We start from the raw sequence: 19141 nt of genomic DNA on the forward strand, positions 1-19141 counted from the left end.
CTGCGGCGTCGTTGCGCCGCCCATACGCCTACGCGAGATTCGAAGGCGCCGCCTTCAGCACGTCGACGTGCTTCGGAATCAGGCCGAGATCGAGGAACGTCTCGGCGATCTGTTGCTGCTCGCCGAGAATCGCGCGGGTAATCGGCTGCGTGCCGAACTGTTGACGCTGCACCGCCACGTCCACGACCTGCTTCGGCAGACCCCATAGCTGCGCGAGTTCGCTGGCGAGCTGATCCTTGTTCTGCTTGCCCCACTGATCGACCTTGTCGAGTTCTTCGATCAGGATCCGGACCACGTCGGGATTGTTCGCCGCATAACTCTGCGACGAGAAGTAGAACGCCCGATTGCCGACTACGCCGCTTGCATCGGCAATCACGCGAGCGCCGAGCGATTGCTCCGCCGCGGCGAAGAAAGGATCCCAGATGACCCACGCGTCGATCGACGCCCGCTCGAACGCGGCGCGTGCATCGGCGGGCGCGAGGAACACGAGCTTTACGTCGCCGTATTGCAGGCCATGCTGGCGCAGTAGCTTGACGAGAAAGTAGTGGACGTTGCTGCCTTTGTTGAGCGCGATCCGTTTGCCCTTCAGGTCCGCGACCGAGCGGATCGTCGATTGCGGCGGCACCAGCACCGCTTCCGACCGCGGCCGCTTGACGGTCGCCGCCACATAGGCCAACGGTGCGCCGGCGGCCTGTGCGAAGATCGGCGGTGCTTCGCCGACGTCGCCGAAATCGATCGAGCCGACGTTCAGTGCTTCCAGTTGCACGGGGCCCGCCGCGAACTCGGTCCATGTAACCGATACGTTCAGCGGCGCGAGCCGTTTTTCGAGGGTGCCGCGGCCCTTCAGCAGATTCAGGTAACCCTTCTGATTGCCGACGCGCAGCGTGCGCGCGTTGCCTTGCGCGAACGAAAGCGGTGCTGCCGCGGCCGCTGCGGCGCCGAGCGAAAGTTTCAGGAAGATGCGGCGGTCGTGGAGCGTTCTGTTAATGGACATGACGGACGATACGATCAGGAGGGCAATGAAGAAGGCAGGATGCGCGGCGGCCGAAGCGCCGCGGCGTGAGTCGCGCGTTGTTCGTGCGTCAGGTTAGTGCTGGGGCGCGCCATCCCATGCCGGCAGCGTGGCGCCGTGATAAACGGTCAGGATCGCTTTTGTCGTAGCCATGTTTTGAAAAGAGATCGAAGTGTAGGTCCGGAGATCGTAGAGAGGCGCTCGTTAGTGCACAAATAATATCGAGCGCTATCGTTATCGCGCTTGAGCGTAAGCGGCGGTACGACGTGCATGGCGCTGCTGGGAATAAGCCAAGCGCGATCGCCGCGCTGGCATGAAGCGAGCCGCAGCGGGGTTGGCGGATGCCGGATCGTGCGAATGTCCGCTGGCGCGGTTTTCGTTTCAGGTTGCGTGCCGGAACAGATGTGCGGGCTCGCGTGCGTCGTCCGTCATTTGTTCTGGAAAGGCACCCGGTTCTAACCAGGCGGCGGCGGGGAGGGGGCTATGGGAGCCGAAATGGAGGCGCTGTCTGGCAGACCGCGACGGCAGGCGGTCTTCAGAAGCAAGCGCATCAAGCCCGCGGCGGCAACAGTGCCGAAAGCAGCCGGCGCAACTGCGCCAATTCGCTTGCCGTCAGCCTTTCAGTGAGAATGCGCTCGACCTGCTCGACGCGCGGACGCAAGGCCGAGAGCTGCTTCTTACCGGCAGTGGTGAGAAACAGCACATAACTGCGCTTGTCGACAGGATCGTCGGCGCGCTCGATCTGGCCGTTGCGCACCATGCGTGCAACGAGATCGGCAATCGTCGAACGATCCACGTCGAGTTTGTCTCCGAGTTGCCGCTGACTGACGCCAGGCGTCTCGTGCAAGACCTCGAGCGCCGCGTACTGCACGCTCGTGATCTCCGCGGAAACCTCGCTCAGCCAGACCGCTGCATGGCGCTGTTGGGCACGGCGCACCAGGCTGCCAGTAAATTTGGGGAGCGCGCCGGCGTCTTCGGGTTTGATCGGCAATTTCGGAGGTTTGGGTTTCGTTGTGGTTTAACGCACGCGAAAGATGGGCCGAAAGAAGGCGTTCAACTCCGCATACGCATTCAATGGGAGAACATGGGCCACGTATTGATCGGGACGTACCACGACGAGTGCACCTTGTTCGCGATCGATGCCGCGCTCGTCGAAGATATCAGTCGTCGCGTCGCTCGTAAATGCCTTTTCGTAGTCGATGAGGCCGTGGCGACCCTTGCGCGGCAGCAGGAGGGCGGGGACGTCTTCGAGGCGGACTTCGCGATGCGGCTGTTGCAGCACCGCGCGCAGATCGAGAACGCTGTCCACGTCGGCGTCCTTCGGCGTGAAGAGCCTCAAAACGGAATCGGGCGACTTGTCGAGATGCTCGCACAGCGCATCCAGCGCACGACGCGACGCGTCCGCGAAAGCGTACAGGCGCCAGCGGCCGTCCGCTTGCGCGGCATGCCCTAGATGGAACGGTTTTGCATCAGCGAGGCGAACGACAGGCGACGAGTGAAAGCGCGTACCGATCGCGAAGCCTTTGGCGAGCGCCTGATGCGTCGCTTCACCGGTCAGGGTGGCCGGCCGGTAACGCGTTGCGACGCCAGCCGTGTAGCGGCCAGCGCGAACGAAGTACGCCTGAAGCTCCGCGGGATCGACGCCGCCCGCCTCGGGCCGGTTCGGATCCTTCGGCGGCGCGGCCATCATCGCCGACCATTCCTTGTCGAAATCGATCAGCTCCTGCGCAATAGGTTGGCGCTCGTCCGAATACGTGCGCAACAGAGCGGCGTCGCTGCGGCCCTCCAGCACCGCGCCGAGCTTCCAGCCGAGATTGAAGCCGTCCTGCATCGACACGTTCATGCCCTGACCCGCTTTGGCGCTATGCGTGTGGCAGGCGTCGCCCGCGATGAACACGCGAGGCTCGCGCGAAGTGCCGTCGGCGGCGATGGCATCGTCGAAGCGGTCGGTGAGGCGCTGCCCGACCTCATAGACCGAGAACCACGCCACTTCTTTTACGTCGAGCGTATAGGGATGGAGGATGCGCTGCGCCGTCTCGATGATGCGATCGACCGTGATCTGCTTGATGCTGTCGCGGTTCTCCGGGGTGACATCGCCGAGGTCGACGTAGAAGCGGACCAGATATCCGCCTTCACGCGGAATGATCAGCAGGTTGCCCCTGCTCGCGGACTGAATCGCCGCTTTCACCCGGATGTCCGGAAAGTCGCTGACCGCCAGCGCATCCATCACGCCCCACGCATGGTTGGCCGCGTCACCACGCAGCGTTTGTCCGATGGCGGTGCGTACGCGGCTGCGAGCGCCGTCGCAACCGACGACATAGCGCGCACGCACGGACATCGTCTCGTCGAGCCGCGCGGGATCGGTCTGGCGCAGCGTGACCAGCACCGGGTATGCGTGCGTATCGTCGCGCTGAACGTCGACCACTTCGAGGCCGTAGTCCGGTTCGATCCGTCGCGCGGAGCGGCGCATCACGTCGAGCAGATATTCCTGGATGCGGGCCTGATTGACGATGACGTGCGGAAATTCCGAAAGGCCTGTTTCGGTATCCTGAACTCGGCCGGTACGACTGATCGCGCCGCGGTCATTTGCATCGGGTCGCCAGAATACTGTTTCATTGACCCAATAGGCTTCTTGCAGCAGGCGGTCACTGAGGCCGAACGCATTGAACATCTCGACGGTACGGCACGCCACGCCATCGGCCTGACCCATCTGCAACGGTCCGTCGCGACGCTCGACGACGCGCGTGCCGATCGACGGGAATTGCGACAGCTGCGCCGCCAGTACGAGTCCGGCAGGGCCGCTGCCGACGATCAGCACGTCGACCGTCTCGGGCATCTGCGCCGCATGCGCATTGCCGATGACTGGCTCGATCGTCGGATCGCCGACCCGGAAACCGTTGAGATGAAATTGCATGACGTCCTCCTCCGTTCAGTAGATATCTGCTGAACGCGAATATACTCCGTACCCCAACCATTTTGAAGTACTTCGTGGGAGGATGGATGTTTACCCTGGTTCGGTAGAGCGCTCGTGAACTTTCGGGAACGGCTGTTTCAATGACCGTGCCAATGGCCCCCATGGTCACCCCAGTAGCCGCCAATGCCGATGCCGAGGCTCACGGAGGGCGCGACGTAATACCCGGGGGCATAGCCATAGGCGGGCGCTGGCTCATAACCGTAGCCAGAGCTGGGCGGCGGCGGGGCGACGACGCAGCCCGCCAGGCCAACTGCCACGATGATTGCAAAGAGTAGTCTGGTCATGATCGTTTTCCTCCAATCATTGAGGAGACGCAAGATTCAGTCCAGCCGTCTTCTGCCACCACGTCGACAGTGTCGTCCTCGGCAATGGCACCCAGAAACTCAGCGTCAGCGATGCACGTCGTTAATCACGGATGACCTCGCGCAGCACATGACGCGTGTCGAGCTGTTCGGACAGGCACTCGCTGACCCATTCGCTCATCTGCTGGAAAGAGGGATCGTTGGCCATTTCTTCGCCGAACTCGCGCAGCAACAGCAGGTCGACCACGGCACGAAAGAACTGCCGCTCGTCGTCGACACCTGCCGCGCGTAACGTGTCGATCCGCGTTCGAATCGCATCAGGCAGACCTTCGGCAGTCGACGGCGGTCCGCCAGGCTGCATGGAAGATGCCCCCTTGCGGCCAGAGGCCGTCCGTTCGCCCCGCTGCTCCTTTTCGGCGAGTTGTTGCCGTAGCACCTGCATTGCCTGATTGAGCGTCGAAATGGGGTCCATGGCGCGGCCGCGAATCAGTGACGGGTCTGATTGTTCTGATAGCCCGACAGCAGCAGATGGTCGTGTTGCGCCGTGGAGCCTTCTTTCGCCTGATCCGCAGGCTCGGCCTCGGCAGTCAATGTCGCGATCAGCGCGCCGACATAGGCGTTGATCAACGGATACTGCCGATTGAGCTCCATGCCGAGATTGAGCTTGTCGAGCGCGTCATCGAACTGATCGTCGGCAAAGCTCAGCAGCCCATCTTTGAGCACGCGCAGTGCGTCGTACTCAGCCAGGCGATCGAGTGGCAACCAGCTTTGCGACGCCTGCGCGACGAGCCCGTTTTGCAGTTCGAGAAGCCCCAGCATGAAGCGGGCGACGTGAAGATCCGGCACGAGCGTCAACGCCTGAACGAAATCAGTACGCGCTTCGCCGTGTCGACCCTGGTTGGCGTACACCGAGCCGCGCAGGAACCACAGGCGTGCATCGAGCGGCCAGCCAGCGAGCGTCTCGTTCAGCACATCGAGCGCATGTTCATCGGTGCCCTGCATCGCGGAGAGGACGGACGACATGACGCCATCGTTGCAGTGCGTAGGAGAATCGTGTTCATGAGTCATAGTTCTAGCCAGTGATATGCAGATGCTGGGTATTGCCGAGCAGGTTGCGCAGATCGAGCAGCGCACCGCGATGCAACTGTGAGATGCGGCCCTTGGTTACGCCGAAAATGTCGGCGATTTGCTCGAATCCCAGTCCATGAAAATAATGGTAGCGGATAATCTTCTGCTCGCGCGTGGATAATCGTGCAACGGCCGAATGCAGTTTCTCCGTTGTCTGCCTCCAGGCGATGATTTGATAAGCGGTTGCATACGGCGCGGCCTGTGCGGCGGATTCCTCGACGATGCCGGTACCGTCGAGCATGAAGCCGATCGCAAGGCCCGCGGCGAGCGTCGCGAGAGCCTGGAACGTATCGGACTGCTTGCTCGTGCGAGCGGGCGCTTCTAGTGATGCAACACGCTCGCGCCGTATCCGTTTGCGCAGCGCGATTTGTTCCTGCGCATCGCTCAGGCGCTGTACGCCGGTCAAAACGTTGCCTCTGAGGCGCGGGGTGCAGAAGGTGCGAAACGACACGCCGCGCCCGGATTCGAAGCGGTCGATTGCTTCGAGCAGACCGACGCAGGCAAGTTGCAGAAAGTCCTTGAACTCGACGTCGTCGCGGTGCCGGCCTGCGTATAGTTGCGCCGCGAGCGCCTGTGCGTAGGGCAGAAAGTGCGCGAATACGGCTTCGCGCGCTTGCGGACCGCTTTCGTCGCGTAGCGCTGCCCATAGGCTCTCCTCCAATGCGGACGCCGCGGCGTCACCGTGGGTCTCGTCGGCATTCGCATACTCCGCCGGCAAGTTCATTTGAAGCTACTCAGCACGCCGCGCAACACGAGGCTCCAGCCGTCCACCAGCACGAACATCAGCACTTTGAGCGGCAATGAGATCGTTGCGGGCGGCACCATCAGCATACCGAGCGACAGCAGCACGCTCGACACGACGAGGTCGATCAGCAGGAACGGCAGCAGGATCACGAAGCCGATCTGAAACGCAACGCGTAATTCGTTGAGGATGAACGCGGGCGTCAACTGCACCAGGCTGACGTCGGCCGGCGTCTGCGGCAGCGCCTGTTGCGACATCTCGTACATCAGCCTTAGCTCATCCTCGCGCACCTGGCGCAGCATGAAATCGCGAATCGGCGCGGTACTGCTGTCGAGAGCGTGAGCGAGGTCGATCTGGCCGTGCATGAATGGCTGCAGCGCGTCGTGATTGATCAGCTGCAGCGTCGGCAGCATGGCGAATGCCGTCAGGAACAGCGCGAGGCTGATCAGCACGGGTGTCGGCGGCGTTTCCGGCATGCCAAACGCGTGCCGGATCATCGCCAGCACGATCACGATGCGGACGAATGCCGTCATCGACACGATCAGTGCAGGGGCGACACTGAGTAGCGTGAGCAGCGTCGCAATGCGTACCGTTTCAGATACGCCCTTACTGTCCGCGATGACTCCGGATGCGGAACCGGAGAGCGACAGCATGCCTGCGTCACCGCTGTGCGCGATTGGCGCGATGGGCGCAGCGTCGACGAATCCGGCATACAGGCAGAAGACTCCTGGCAGCAGCGCGATCAGCCAGCGCCACGCGTGAAACCGACTTCGTTGCATCATGCTTCGCGCGCTCCGTCACCTCGATCGCGCGCGTCCAGCAGCTTGACACCGGTTGTATCCGAGGCGAGCAGGACGACGCGGCTATCGTATTCGATCAGATGAAGCGTCGTGCGCGGGCCCAGACGCAGCGATGCGGCTGCGGTGATCCGCGGCGTGAGGCTCGACGACGAACCGCACGCGCCGACCCGATGGCTTCGCCGCAAAAGCAGAATCGCAACGATACCAAGCGCGATGCAACACACGAGTGTGATGCCGACGCGCATGACGTCGACCCCCGCGAGTGCGAGGCCGGTTGCCGATAACGCATGTTGGCCTGCGGTCGCGTCACTTGCGCCTTGCAGCCATGAGGCCGGGGTTGAAACGGTCATGGGTGCGTCGAAATTTCAGTGATTCGAATGCCGAACTGCTCACCAAGCGCGACGATCTCGGCGCGCGCAACGCTCTTGTCGTTGAGCAACACGTCGACGGCATCGCCGAGATGACGATCGAGTTCGACCACAGCGCCGGATTGCAGCGCCAGCAGTTCCTTGATCGACATCTCGGCTGAGCCGAGGCGGATATCGACGGTGACCTTCACTTCTTCGAGCAGCGCCAGCTGCGGGCGTGTCGTGTTGCGGTCGTCGAAGACCGGTTCTTGTTCGGGAAGATCGACACGCATGACGAGCGGTCGGGTGGGTGGGGTACTCAGAGTCATGGGGTATCGGGCCCGGCTATCGAAGTGAGTTGAATGGATAATTTGCCGCCGTGTTGTCCAGGCGTGCCGGCGGCGATGGGGGGGAGTCGTCCGCAGTCGGACTGCGCCAACAGCAACGGGATCGGCTCGGAAATCGTCTGGTCGAGTCGGATGACGTCGCCAACGGCGAGCGTGGCCAGTTGCGGCACGCTCAGTTCGCACTGCCCGAGCATCGCCCAGAGCGATACGCGGCTCGATTCGACGGCCGCGCTGCGACGCGTGGTGGTCGGTGAGTTCGCTCCATGAACCGTCGGCTTGCTGACGGGCCAACACGACCACAGCGCCGGCGCGCCGCAGACGAGCGTCAAAACGGTCTCGCCGCTCGTGTTCCGTATTCGGAAGCAGGCGCCGCCAAAACGAAGACGCGGTGTATCGGCGTTTCCTGTCGTACGGACGCGGGCAGCGGACTGTTGCCCTGGAGATAACGCCGCACCGATCGCATCGAGCAGTTCGTCGACAAGCTGCTTGCCGACGTCCGCGAGCAGGGGCGCGCGAGCGTCGTCGGTCAGGGCGAACGTCTTCGGCAGATCGAGCGTCTCGTTGACCAGCATGACGATCTGCCGAGGCTCGGTGAATAGCCAGACGTTGTCGCCGATTGACCACGACTCGCATTGGCCCGAAGGCGGCGCGCTGTCGAACGGATCGAGCAAGTCCACGGCTTCGACAGTGAGCTCGGGCGCGGCCAGCCACGCCTGCCGCCACGGATCGATTGCGCGCGCAAACCACGCCGCGCCGGCTGCGAGATCGCGCGCGCCGAGCGGCCGCCAGCGGATTGGCACGACGCTCATCCCTGACCTCGCATCTGGAACAGCTGCATGATCATTTCGTTGGCGGTACTGATAACCTGCGACGACGCCTGGAAGCCGCGCTGAATCAGGATCAGTTGACCAAACTCCGTCGATAGATCGACGTTCGACGCCTCGGTCGCGCCCGCGAGCAGTTGCCCAACGCCCGCGCCATTGCTGCTGCGATATTGCGGCGGCGACGCGTGCGACGCATCGAATAGACCATTCCCCTGTTGCACCAGTTGCTGCGGATTCGCAAAGCTCGCGAGCGCGATCGTGCCGAGCTCATCGGTTTGTCCGTTCGAGTATTGCAGCACCAGTCGCCCATCGACGTCGACGTTCATCGACGACAACGTACCGGTCCCGTAGCCGTCCTTGTCCGACACACGCAGGCTCGAGAAGCTGCCGGCGGAGAAGCCGGTGACGCCGGTCGAGAAATCGAGTGTGACGGTGAGCGGCGGCGCGTCGGCGGAAGTCAGCGTGAAGTCGATCCGGTCGCGTCCGGGCTCGGGAATACCACCGTTGAACTGCAGCGTGCCCTGCTGGACCGGTATGTTGTTTTCGTCGGAGACGGTCACCTGCCAGCGCCCGGGAACGATGCTCGAATCGGGCGCGAACGCGATTGTCAGCGTGTGCTTGCCGCCGTTCGCGTCAAAGACGTCAACGTCCGGAATCGAGAAGCTGGTCGAACCCGTCGACAGATTGTCGGAAAACCTGATCACCGTCGTCGCCTGCGGTGGGCTGATCTGTTTGCCGGCGAGCGAAATCGGACCGAGGCTGCCCGATGCGCTCAAGGCCGCGAGTTTCAATCCCGTCGCCTTGTCCTCGATAAAGCCGTCGTTGCCGACCGCGAACTGACCGGTGCGGGCGTAACGTGCGGTGTCACCGTCGAGCAGCGTCAGAAAGCCCTTGCCCTGAATTGCAAGATCGAGCTGGCCGTTACTCACGCGCAGATCACCCTGCGCGAAATTCAACGACGAGTAACCGTACTCGACGCCGCTGCCGAATTGCATCGTGTTCATCGCGCCTGGTTCGCCCCGCGCAAACTGCTGGCCGTAATACAGATCGGCGAACCCCGGCGTCGAGGTCTTGAAGCCCGCGGTGTTCAGGTTCGCGACGTTATTGCTGATGGTTTGCAGGCCCTTCGCGTACGCCGTCAACCCGCTCATGCCGATGTAAATGCTTTCCAGCATGGAAACTCTCCTTTAAGAACCACTCGTCTGGCGCACTGCGACGATCTGCGAAATATTGGCGTTCGTCAGAAATTCGCCGCTCTCGGTTTCGATCGTCAATTGCGGCTGAGAATCCTTGAACGACACGCTCTTCACGATGCCGCTCAGCAGCGCCGTGTCGGTCTGCACGTCGACGTTGCGGCCGAGCAGGCCGAGCGTCTGCGTGGCTGACTGGACCGACAGCAGGTCGTCGATCTTGTCCGTGATCTGGCGTGTCTGTTCGAGCGACGTGAACTGCGCGAGCTGCGACACGAACTCGAAGTTGTCGACCGGCTTTAGCGGGTCCTGATAGGTGAGCTGCGTCAGGATGATCTGCAGCAGCGATTGCATGTCGAGACCGATCGAATCGATGCGGTTGCCGACGTCGCTGCTCGAGCTGATCGGATTAGTGGCCATGAGCGATGCCTTGCGATGTAGTCGGAATGTGTTCGACGCCGTTGACGACGACTCGCACGGCGCGCGGTACGGCGCGGCGCAGCTCGTCGAGGGCGTGCTGGGCGCGGGCGTCGGGTTCGTCCGCCTTCGTGATCGCATGGTTGATGCGTAATGCGATCGACACGCCGGCTTCGCCAGTCATCACGGTCAGACGATAAGGCGTTGGCGCGCTCCCGGCGCTGGCGCCGCTCTCGGTATTAGCGGCCTTAGCGGCTCGTGAGGCGATCGATGCGGCGGACGAAGTGATACGAGCGGCCCTGTACGGTATGGCCTGTTCGCGCGACAGTGCGTCGTGAACAGTGCTGCCCGATGCTGGGAAAGACGAACTGGCGAGCGTGACCGGCGACCTGGTGACGTGCCCGGCGTGAGCGCCATCGTGGTCAGGGAGCGCAGGCTCGGTGTCGCGCGCATGCGATTCGACATCGATGCGAGCGGATCTCGCCGATGCACAGCCGCGCGGCTCGCTCGCATGGTCAACGGACCTATCGCGAGCATAGGAGCGGGCGTCGAATGCCGGCGCGTTGTCGTAACGTTCCGCTGGCGTGCGTCGCTGTCGTGCGGGCGTAGGATCTTCGTTCAACGCGCCGGCCTTCGCGCCCGACCACATGACTTTCTCCATCACCCGCAATACCTGATCGAACGCCGCATGCCTGGCATCGGGCTTGGGCGAACTTGCTGTGGACATCGGCGCATTGCGCCACGTTGGAAATACGGTGAGCTTCATTGGCGCTCCTCCCGCGACAGATACATGTCCTCGATCCGGCTCGCACGCTGCTCGTCGCGCTGAAGTTCGAATTGCCGCTCGACCCTGGCGGCCACGCCGCAAGCGTGCTCGGTTTGCTGTTCGTGGCGCGCCAGCACTGCGCGCTGTCGTTCGACACGGCTTGCGGCATCGCGTGTGTCCTGTTGCGCGTGCAGATGGGCGGCGCGAGCCGAGGCGAGCGCGCCTGCCCAATTGGCCGCGAGCGCAGGCGACAAGCCGTCCGGCGCCTGCAACGCGTCGCGCCATTGCGCGACATGGGCGTCGAGGCTTGCACAAAGCGATTGTTCGCGTGCGTGGCTGCGCTGATGGAGTTGAATGACTCGCACGGTATCCAGGCGCGCGCGTTCCAGTTGCAGTCGACGCAAGTCGGCGATCTCTCGTGCCGTTTCAAACGGGTGGCGTTTTTTCATGAATGACTCGTCATGCAACTTCCCGAAGCAAAGCAGCGAGCGCGTTGATGGTCGTCGCGCGCGGCGTCGTCGCATCAGGGGCCTGACGCAGAAAATCGATTAGCGCGGCGCGCTGTTGCAGCGCGCGATCGAGCGCCGGGTTGCTGCCTGGCGCGTAAAGCCCCGATTCGACGAGCGTGCGCGACGCTTCGTACGCTGCAAGCTGCGCGACGGCTTCGGCGGCGAGCCGCCGTTCGTTGGGCTCAGCGACGTACTGCATCACGCGGCTAATGCTTCTCGGCACCTGAATCGCCGGGTAGTGACCTTGTTCGGCGAGTTCGCGCGTCAACACGATATGGCCGTCCAGCAGCGCGCGCATCGTCTCGGCCATCGGATCGTCGATGTCGTCGGTCTCGGTGAGCACGGTCATCAGCGCGGTGATCGCGCCACTGTTCCTGATTGCGCCGCACCGCTCGACGATTTTCGGCAGCGCGGCGAACACGCCCGGTGTGTACGCGCGAACGGTCGGCGGCTCGCCGGCGGCGAGGCCGATCTCGCGCAGCGCGAGCGCATAGCGCGTGACCGAATCGAGAAGCAGCAGCACGTGCGCGCCCTGCGCACGAAAATACTCGGCGAGCGACAGCGCCACCTGCACGCTGCGGGCGCGCATCACGGCAGGCTGGTCGGAGGTTGCGACCACCATCGTGGAGCGGGCGCGCGCGCTGTCGGACAGCGCACGCTGCCAGAACTCCTCCGCTTCGCGGCCCCGCTCGCCGACGAGGCACAGCACGCAGACGTCGGCTTCGACGTGGCGCGCGAGGCTCGCGAGCAGGGTCGTTTTGCCGACGCCGCTGCCCGCAAAAATGCCCACGCGCTGGCCGACGCCAAGCGTTAGCAGGCCGTCGAGCGCGCGAATGCCGGTCTCCAGCGGCTCGACCGGCGAGAGGCGATCGAGCGGCGGCGTGCAGACGCCGGCGAGCGGCCATGAGGCGTCGTTCGCGGGAAGCGGTGCACCGCCGTCGAGCGGCCGGCCCAGGGGATCGACGACGCGTCCGAGCCAGCGTGGCCCAACGGGGATCGTTGCTCCCACTCGCATCGCGCACACCGGGTCGCCAACGCAGATCCCTGCCGTCGACGTGTACGGCGCCAGCGTGACGCGGCCCACCTCGACCTTGACGACTTCCGCCTCGCATTGCTGCGGACCCGGCGCGCCGAGTGAGCAGCGCGAGCCGAGCGGCACGCCGGGTCCGTCCGCTTCGACGAACGTCGGCATTACGCGCGTGATCGCGCCGACCCGGGTCGCCGGATCGACCTGACGCATTGCGGCAAGATAGCGGTGGAGCGAGGGGCGGTCAGTCATCGGCGCGAAGTTCGTCGAGCGTGCGATTGAAATGCGAGAGCTGCCGCGGCAGGCTCACGTCGAGGCGGCCGAGTGTCAGATCGATCAGGCACGCGCCGGCAGCCAATTGCGGATCGGCGTCGACCGTCAGTGCGGTATCGCGCGTGAGCGTGGCGAATGCGTCGCGCAGCGCATCGGCGTCAGGAAAGTCCTGCGCGGACACGCGCACGCCGATCGCCGACCCCGCCGCGATCTGCGCGAGATGATGGCGCGCGGTTTGCACGACGAGCGCCGCACACGCAGTGGTGTCGCCGAGGGTTTTCCGCAGCGCGGCTTGTGCGACATCGAGCGCGAGGCTTTCGACTGCTTGCAGGCGGTCGCGCAACGCAGCGAGCGCCGCGTCGATACCGGCGACGAGTGCTTCGATCCGCTGCACGTGATCGAGCTTGACGCGCGCTACCCCCTTTTCGATGCCTTCTTCGATGCCTCGCTGATAGGCGGCGCGTTCCCGTTCCTCGAAGTCGCGGATTTGCTCGGCATGCGTTTGCGCGAGTTCCGCCAGTTCGCGTCTGAGTTCGTCGATCTGTGCGTCGGTTTGGAAAGCGTGCTGAACTTGCACCGGCACGTGTTCGGACGGCTCGGCGGCTACGGCAACTAGCGTGGCTCGACCGAGCGTCTTGCGTCCGCTGCCCAGCGTGACCTGCGCGGCTTTCAGCAGCAGACTCATGCGGACCGCCCCATCCAGCGGCGAAGCTTCTGGTGGAGCCGCAATGGTTCGACCTGCGGCGGCTTGCCGTCATCATCAGAGATATCGCCGAGTTGCGCGCTGGCTGTGAGCGCCGCGGCCTGCAACGCCGTACGCGCGCGCTCCGTGATGTCATATGCACGACCATGTGGCGCGAGCATTGCGCGGCGCTCGGGCGGCAACCCAGCGATCACGGCCTCGCGGGTCGGTGCATTCACGCAAGACATCAACCGGCAAAGCAGTTCATGCGGCAAGGTCTCGGCGAAACGCGCAAGCCGTGATGCGGTGAGTCGCGCGTCTTCAGGCGAATGGCCGTCGCTGGCAATCGCAACGCGGTCATCTGTCGCCGGGGCCGTCATCGCCGCCACCAGATTTCCGGGTGCGACGCGCGCCGCGTCAGCGAGCAGCGGTCGCAAGCGCGCGCGCTCGTCGTGCGAGAGCGCGCTCCAGATCGCCTCGATATCGTCGATCGCAAGCCCGCTCAGATCGGCAACCGCGCGCCTCAGACGACGTTCGCGCGATGCGTCGCGCTCAGGCGTGGCCATGCTGCTCTCCTTCTTCGGCGAGCAGCGCACGCAAGCGCAGCACGTAGGCTTCGCGCTGATGCAGACTCAAAGCACGTGACGACGAGCGACGGGAAGCACGACGCCGGCGCATCGCGAGCAACGCACCAATGATGCCGACGAGCAACAGGGCAGAGCAAACGCCGGCGGCCGGATGACTGGCCATCCATTGCGCGAGGTGTTGGACCACAGCCTCCACGCGCCGTGCGTCGGCGTCGCGTGCAGCGGAATTTGCGACGGCCAATGCGACGGGTTCGGATGCGTCGCGAATCGTGGCGCCGGCCTCCAGATCCGCGCTCGCATCGGGCTCGACTGGTGCCGCAACGCCGGCGTTCGCGGGCGTCGTTTGCGCAACCGCACTCGTCGCTGCGTCGCCGGAGTGACGCACATAGATAGACAGCACATCACCGCGCGCCGCGTCGATACCGATCGACGCGCCCAGCATCGCGTTTATGCGTGTCATATCGTCTTGCGGCAAGGCATAGTCGAGCACGATGCCGACTGATAGCCGGCGGATCGAACCGGGCTCCGACACGATCTGCTCGAGACTGCGATCGGTCTTTGTCCCCTCCACGGAGGGCATTGCGGGCAGCGGTGGCGTGCCAGCGGGCGGCAACGCATTTGCGGTTTTCGTTGACGGTAGCGGCGGCGTGGCGCTGGCCGCGCCGTCGGCGTTGACGATGGGCCGGGTGACACCCGACTCGCGCGTCGTGCGCGTCTGCGCGAAGTCAAGCGCCGCGTCGACGCTGACGCTCACATGACCGTCGCCGACCAGCGGCGCAATCTGCGTAAGGATCTTACGTTCGTAGCGTTGCTCGATCGCCTGCTTCAACGTGAAATGCGGGTCGTCGGTCATCGCGTTTTCGCCGGCTTTCGTGCCCGCGACGCCGCCGCGTTGATCGAGCACAGTGACGTCGTTGGCGGACAGCTCGGGCACCGCTGCGGCCACGAGCCGCTGGATGCCGCGCACCGTTTCGGGAGCGAGCGCCTGGCCGTCGCGCATGAACAGCGCGACCGAGGCCTTGGGCCGCGCCGCATCGCGCCGGAACAGCGACGACTCGGGCAGCGTCAGATGCACGCGCGCGAGGTCGATCTCGTCGAGCGTCATGATCGTGCGCGCGAGTTCGCCTTGCAACGCGCGCTGATAGTTGACCTTCTGCGCGAACTCGGTGAGGCCGAGATCTGAGTTATTGAACAGCTCGAAGCCGACCGCGCCGTGCAGGCGCAGATCGCTGCTCATCAGCTTCAGACGCAGTGCGCGCGTATCGCCGGCGGGCACCAGAATCGCGGAGGTCTCGTCGTCGATCCGGTAGGGTACCTTCTGTTTGTCGAGTTCGGCCACGAGCGCGGACGCGTCCTGCGGCTTCAGATCGCGGAACAGGACCTGATAGCCGGGCCGTGACAGGAAGAACGCGGCTGCCATCGCGCCGCACAGCAGCAGTGATAGCGCGCCGACCATCAAGAATTGCCGCTCGCGCGGCGCATCGGCAAAAAACGACTTGAAGCGGGACATGCTGGCTTCCATTTCAGAGTTGCATCCGCATCAGTTCCTGGTAGCCCTCGACGAGGCGCGAGCGGATCTGCAACGCGAATTGCAGCGATATGCGGGCCTGTTCGAGCGCCATCATCACTTGATGCGGCGGCAGGTCCGCGCCGAGCGCGAAGTCGGCAATCGCTGCATTGGCGGTGCTGACCTGCGTGTCGACCGATTGCAGGCCATCGACGAGTAGAGCGCCGAAGCCGGGTTGAGTGGTCGCGCCGAGGCCTTGCTCCACTTGCGGCGCGAGCGACGGCGCCAGGCCGGTTTGCCACGTCGGCGCGAGAAAGCCCGGTTCGAGCGCGGAGATGACGGCGATGCTCATCAGTGACTCCCCATTTCGAGGGCACGCAGATACATCGAGCGTGCCGCGTTGAACATCACCGTGTTGGCTTCGTACACGCGCAACGTCTGCACCATGAGCGCCATCTCGCCGGCATGATCGAGACCGGCGTAGGACACGAAGCCTTTTGCGTCCGCGTGCGGATGCGACGGGTCGTAGACGAGGCGCGGCGGCGCGTCGACCGTCTCGATGCCATACGTCTGCACGCCCCCGAGCCCATGCGTGGTGGGAAGTCCCGCGGCGCTGTGCGCACCGGGCGTGCCGCCGTTGCCGAGCAGACTGGGGAAGTCCCCTGCGGCCAGGCGCGGCCCCGACACGAGCCGCAGCGGCTGATAAGACGCGCCGCTTGCCGTGCGCGTCGTGCCCGCATTGGCCAGGTTCTGCGCAATGACTTCCATGCGTTGGCGCTCGACGTCGAGTCCGGAGCGCGCAATCGCGAAGATGGAATCGGTCATCGGTTCAGCCTCCGCCTATCGCGAGTTTCTCGATCTGCATCGTGCGATCGAGCATGCCGGCCAGCATCGCGTAGCGTGCCGAGGTTTCGGATGCCGTAGCAATTTCGTCGTCGATTCGCACGGTATTCGAGGCGAGCGGCAGCGGCGCGTCGATGCGGGGCGCGACACCCGCGACACGCGCGAGCACGCTGGCCGGCGTGTCGCCGGGGTGCAACGCGGCGGCGTCGCGCAAGGCATCCTCGAACGACACCCGCAGCGGCGTGAAATTCGCCGAGCCGGCGTTGGCCACGTTCTGCGCGGTGGCCGTTTGCCGTGCGAACAGCCCGTCGAGGGCCTTGCCGGCGATGGCGGCGACGAGGTTGATCGTCATAGCGGTTCCTCCTGTTATTGAACGATGATGTCGGCGTGCAACGCGCCCGCCGCCTTGATGGCTTCGAGAATCGCGATCACGTCGCGGGTGCTGACACGACTGCCCGAGAGCGCTTGCACGAGTTCGCCGACCGAGCCGTAGGGGAACGTTGCGGCGACGGTTTGGCCGGGTTCGTCGACGGAAAGATCGCTGTTGCCGATCACGAGGCTGCGCACGCCGCGGCCCGCAATGCCGATCTGCTCGGGTTGCGATGCCGAGTATTCGGTCGTGACCGTCACGCGAATGTCGCCGTGCGAAATCGTGATCGGCGAGATGTGCGTGTCGCCGCCGGCGACCACGGTGCCCGTGCGTTCGTTGATGACGACACGTGAGCCCTGATCGGGCAGGACGCCGAGCGTCTCCACGCGCGCTACGAAACTGTTGAGCGCGCTGCCTTCACCGGGCGCGCGGATCTGGACGGTTTCCGCGTCGAGCGAGCGCGCGCTGCTGGCGCCGAACGCCTGGTTGATACGCTGTGCGATGCGCTCTGCCGTGGTCGCATCCGCGTTGCGCAGGACGAAGTTCAGATAGCCGTCCTGCGTGACGAGCTCGGCGCGCACCGGTACTTCGACGATCGCACCTTGCGGCACGGTACCGACCGTCGGATGATTTTTCTGGCGCAGATTGCCGTTGGCGTCGAAGCGGTAGCCGCCGACCGTTATCGGTCCTTGCGCGAGTGCGTACGTCTTGCGGTCGGGGCCGCGCAGCGGCGTCATGATCAGCGTGCCGCCCGACAGGCTGCGTGCATCGCCCATCGACGTGACGTTGATGTCGATCCGGTCGCCGATGTTGGCGGTCGGCGGCAAGGAGGCCGTAATCATGACCATGGCGACGTTGCGGCTCTGGATCTGGTCCTGGGTCAGATTCAGATCGAACTGCGACATCATGTTCATCATGGCCTGACGGGTGGCCTGATTGCGCGGCGTGTCGCCCGAGCCCGCGAGACCCGACACGATGCCGTAGCCGACGAGCATGTTGTCGCGCCAGCCGAGAAAGCGTCCGAGGTCTTTGAGGCGCACTTCATTTGCCGCGTGCGCTGGACCGCTGCCCGCGGCCATCGCGCATACGAGCAGCAGTACGGCCTGGATGACCCGCATCGTGCGAGAAGAGAGCCGCATTACCATAAGCCCAACCATGCGAGAAAGCGGGGAATGAGGCCGGGTCTCGACCGATCGGTGATGAAGCCTTCGCCGACGTAGTCGATCTTCGCGTCCGCGAGGCGGTTCGACTGCACTGTGTTGTTCGCGGCGATGTCGACCGGACGCACGCGGCCTTGCAGATGGATGCGCGTCTTTTCGCCGTTGACGTCGATGGCCTGTTCGCCGGCGACGATCAGGTCACCATTCGGCTCAGTCGCCTCCACACGCGCGCTGATCTGCGCGAGCAAACGGCCCGTGCGCTGGATCTGTCCGCGTCCGCCGTAGTTATCGCCGAGGCCGATCTGCGCAGCATTGCTGCCGGCCCACATCGTCGACACGTTGCCCTGCACAGCCACGTTCGTTTTGGTCGACGTGTCCGCAGTATTGCTCGCGGTCGAGTTCTCATAGACGAGGATCGTGACGATGTCGCCCGGGCGCGAGGCGCGGCGGTCCGAGGTCAGCGACTGGTAGGCGTCGCTGTGGAAGAGGTCGGCGGCGTGGGTGGGCGTGAGCGCGCACCAGGCGATGCCTATCGTTGCCAGCGTTGAACGGATCTTGGGTTGCATGACTGAATTACTTCGACAGCGAGGTGGTAGCAGGAATGGCCAGGATGTCGTGATCGCCTGTCGCGATCATGGTTACGCGGCCACTCGCGCTGTCCGTTAATGCGATGCCGGTTCGCCAGACGGTGACGGCACCCGTTCGTACGACGGCCACAATGCGTTCGCCGCGCATGACCTGGGCGAGACGTTGGGAGGGGATGCCGGTTATCACGTCGCCGGGCACGAGGTTTTGAGCCGCACGCGCGACGCGCGCTTTGTCGTCGTAGTGAACGCCGCGCATGACTAGCTTCTGCGGGCACGCGATACCGCGCACGCTATCGAACGTGATTGCATCGCCTTTCGCGAGATCACGAACGAGTTCGACGCAGCGTGCCGGCGGCGCAGAACGAGCGTCGCTCGGCGAACCGGACATGGCGCGAACAGGACCGCTGATGACGACGGCCGGTTGAGTGTCCCGCATGGAAAGCCACGGCGTGAGGGCCGGCATCTGACGGCGGGCCGCTTCGGCGAGACGACGCGGCTCTACCGCAACACTCGTAGCCGATTCGGACAATCTTGCGACGACGAGTTCGGCCGCCTGCTTTTGCAGGGCCACAGGCACAGGGCTCAGGTCGGCGACATCGCCGAATCGCACGACGTTGCCGTCGATGTCGGCGGCGGCGCGGAACTTCACCGCCGCGTCAGAGGCGTAGGCTGCCGCGCTCGCGACCACGGAGGCGAACGCGATCGCAAACGCATTGAACTGGCGACATCGGATGGGCGACATAAGAT

Annotated in this window: 25 protein-coding genes; all 25 read right to left on the minus strand. The window is 64.4% G+C overall.

Annotation, left to right across the window (positions count from 1 at the left end; all coding sequences use genetic code 11):
• Positions 1 to 28 precede the first annotated feature (28 nt).
• On the minus strand, positions 29 to 994 hold the full coding sequence (locus OKW39_RS23405; protein WP_429563808.1) for a sulfonate ABC transporter substrate-binding protein: 966 nt from the start codon (positions 992 to 994) through the stop codon (positions 29 to 31).
• Between the two features lie 568 nt (positions 995 to 1562).
• On the minus strand, positions 1563 to 2003 hold the full coding sequence (locus OKW39_RS23410) for a MarR family winged helix-turn-helix transcriptional regulator (protein ID WP_018422184.1): 441 nt from the start codon (positions 2001 to 2003) through the stop codon (positions 1563 to 1565).
• A gap of 27 nt (positions 2004 to 2030) precedes the next feature.
• Positions 2031 to 3926, minus strand: a complete 1896-nt coding sequence (locus tag OKW39_RS23415; RefSeq protein ID WP_429563809.1) for an FAD-binding monooxygenase — start codon at positions 3924 to 3926, stop codon at positions 2031 to 2033.
• A 137-nt stretch (positions 3927 to 4063) separates the two neighbouring features.
• A complete protein-coding gene (locus tag OKW39_RS23420) occupies positions 4064 to 4270 on the minus strand; it encodes a hypothetical protein (RefSeq protein WP_090811655.1) in 207 nt (68 codons plus the stop codon).
• A 121-nt stretch (positions 4271 to 4391) separates the two neighbouring features.
• Complete coding sequence (locus tag OKW39_RS23425) at positions 4392 to 4760, minus strand: hypothetical protein (protein WP_429563810.1); 369 nt, start codon at positions 4758 to 4760, stop codon at positions 4392 to 4394.
• Positions 4761 to 4774: 14 nt separating this feature from the next.
• Entirely contained in the window at positions 4775 to 5311 is a 537-nt protein-coding gene (locus OKW39_RS23430; protein WP_429563811.1) for a tetratricopeptide repeat protein, read from the minus strand.
• A gap of 49 nt (positions 5312 to 5360) precedes the next feature.
• A complete protein-coding gene (locus tag OKW39_RS23435) occupies positions 5361 to 6140 on the minus strand; it encodes a sigma-70 family RNA polymerase sigma factor (RefSeq protein WP_429563812.1) in 780 nt (259 codons plus the stop codon).
• Positions 6137 to 6940 (minus strand): flagellar type III secretion system pore protein FliP, encoded by an 804-nt coding sequence (gene fliP / locus OKW39_RS23440; protein ID WP_429563813.1) that lies wholly within the window; start codon positions 6938 to 6940, stop codon positions 6137 to 6139. Before fliP ends, OKW39_RS23435 begins: the two co-directional genes overlap by 4 nt.
• A complete protein-coding gene (locus OKW39_RS23445) occupies positions 6937 to 7308 on the minus strand; it encodes a flagellar biosynthetic protein FliO (protein ID WP_429563814.1) in 372 nt (123 codons plus the stop codon). The genes fliP and OKW39_RS23445 overlap by 4 nt, the downstream gene beginning before the upstream one ends.
• Positions 7305 to 7634 (minus strand): flagellar motor switch protein FliN, encoded by a 330-nt coding sequence (gene fliN, locus OKW39_RS23450; protein ID WP_262420007.1) that lies wholly within the window; start codon positions 7632 to 7634, stop codon positions 7305 to 7307. Before fliN ends, OKW39_RS23445 begins: the two co-directional genes overlap by 4 nt.
• Positions 7631 to 8323, minus strand: coding sequence for a FliM/FliN family flagellar motor C-terminal domain-containing protein (locus OKW39_RS23455; RefSeq protein WP_429563815.1), 693 nt, complete (start codon positions 8321 to 8323; stop codon positions 7631 to 7633). The genes fliN and OKW39_RS23455 overlap by 4 nt, the downstream gene beginning before the upstream one ends.
• A 134-nt stretch (positions 8324 to 8457) precedes the next feature.
• The gene (locus OKW39_RS23460) at positions 8458 to 9651 is read right to left on the minus strand and encodes a flagellar hook protein FlgE (RefSeq protein ID WP_429563816.1); all 1194 of its coding nucleotides are present in this window, start codon (positions 9649 to 9651) and stop codon (positions 8458 to 8460) included.
• 12 nt (positions 9652 to 9663) lie between these two features.
• Positions 9664 to 10086 (minus strand): flagellar hook assembly protein FlgD, encoded by a 423-nt coding sequence (locus tag OKW39_RS23465; protein WP_429354704.1) that lies wholly within the window; start codon positions 10084 to 10086, stop codon positions 9664 to 9666.
• Positions 10076 to 10849, minus strand: coding sequence for a hypothetical protein (locus tag OKW39_RS23470; RefSeq protein ID WP_429563817.1), 774 nt, complete (start codon positions 10847 to 10849; stop codon positions 10076 to 10078). Before OKW39_RS23470 ends, OKW39_RS23465 begins: the two co-directional genes overlap by 11 nt.
• On the minus strand, positions 10846 to 11298 hold the full coding sequence (locus tag OKW39_RS23475) for a hypothetical protein (RefSeq protein WP_429563818.1): 453 nt from the start codon (positions 11296 to 11298) through the stop codon (positions 10846 to 10848). The genes OKW39_RS23470 and OKW39_RS23475 overlap by 4 nt, the downstream gene beginning before the upstream one ends.
• Before the next feature lie 10 nt (positions 11299 to 11308).
• Positions 11309 to 12637, minus strand: coding sequence for a FliI/YscN family ATPase (locus tag OKW39_RS23480; protein ID WP_184058978.1), 1329 nt, complete (start codon positions 12635 to 12637; stop codon positions 11309 to 11311).
• On the minus strand, positions 12630 to 13343 hold the full coding sequence (locus OKW39_RS23485; RefSeq protein WP_429563819.1) for a FliH/SctL family protein: 714 nt from the start codon (positions 13341 to 13343) through the stop codon (positions 12630 to 12632). The genes OKW39_RS23480 and OKW39_RS23485 overlap by 8 nt, the downstream gene beginning before the upstream one ends.
• Positions 13340 to 13906: a hypothetical protein gene (locus tag OKW39_RS23490; protein WP_429563820.1), complete on the minus strand. Its 567-nt coding sequence runs from the start codon at positions 13904 to 13906 to the stop codon at positions 13340 to 13342. The genes OKW39_RS23485 and OKW39_RS23490 overlap by 4 nt, the downstream gene beginning before the upstream one ends.
• Positions 13893 to 15437, minus strand: a complete 1545-nt coding sequence (fliF, locus tag OKW39_RS23495) for a flagellar basal-body MS-ring/collar protein FliF (RefSeq protein ID WP_262420008.1) — start codon at positions 15435 to 15437, stop codon at positions 13893 to 13895. The genes OKW39_RS23490 and fliF overlap by 14 nt, the downstream gene beginning before the upstream one ends.
• A gap of 13 nt (positions 15438 to 15450) precedes the next feature.
• Positions 15451 to 15786 (minus strand): flagellar hook-basal body complex protein FliE, encoded by a 336-nt coding sequence (gene fliE / locus OKW39_RS23500; protein WP_184058971.1) that lies wholly within the window; start codon positions 15784 to 15786, stop codon positions 15451 to 15453.
• The gene (flgC, locus tag OKW39_RS23505; protein ID WP_429563821.1) at positions 15786 to 16259 is read right to left on the minus strand and encodes a flagellar basal body rod protein FlgC; all 474 of its coding nucleotides are present in this window, start codon (positions 16257 to 16259) and stop codon (positions 15786 to 15788) included. The genes fliE and flgC overlap by 1 nt, the downstream gene beginning before the upstream one ends.
• 4 nt (positions 16260 to 16263) lie before the next feature.
• On the minus strand, positions 16264 to 16629 hold the full coding sequence (locus OKW39_RS23510; RefSeq protein ID WP_184058966.1) for a flagellar basal body rod protein FlgB: 366 nt from the start codon (positions 16627 to 16629) through the stop codon (positions 16264 to 16266).
• 14 nt (positions 16630 to 16643) lie between these two features.
• Complete coding sequence (locus tag OKW39_RS23515; protein ID WP_429563822.1) at positions 16644 to 17786, minus strand: flagellar basal body P-ring protein FlgI; 1143 nt, start codon at positions 17784 to 17786, stop codon at positions 16644 to 16646.
• A complete protein-coding gene (locus tag OKW39_RS23520) occupies positions 17786 to 18373 on the minus strand; it encodes a flagellar basal body L-ring protein FlgH (protein WP_184058964.1) in 588 nt (195 codons plus the stop codon). The genes OKW39_RS23515 and OKW39_RS23520 overlap by 1 nt, the downstream gene beginning before the upstream one ends.
• 7 nt (positions 18374 to 18380) lie before the next feature.
• A complete protein-coding gene (locus OKW39_RS23525) occupies positions 18381 to 19043 on the minus strand; it encodes a hypothetical protein (protein WP_429563823.1) in 663 nt (220 codons plus the stop codon).
• Positions 19044 to 19141 lie beyond the last annotated feature (98 nt).

Origin of the sequence: Paraburkholderia sp. MM6662-R1, from assembly GCF_050436245.1 — a bacterium.
In the GTDB taxonomy this organism is placed as follows: Bacteria; Pseudomonadota; Gammaproteobacteria; order Burkholderiales; family Burkholderiaceae; genus Paraburkholderia; species Paraburkholderia tuberum.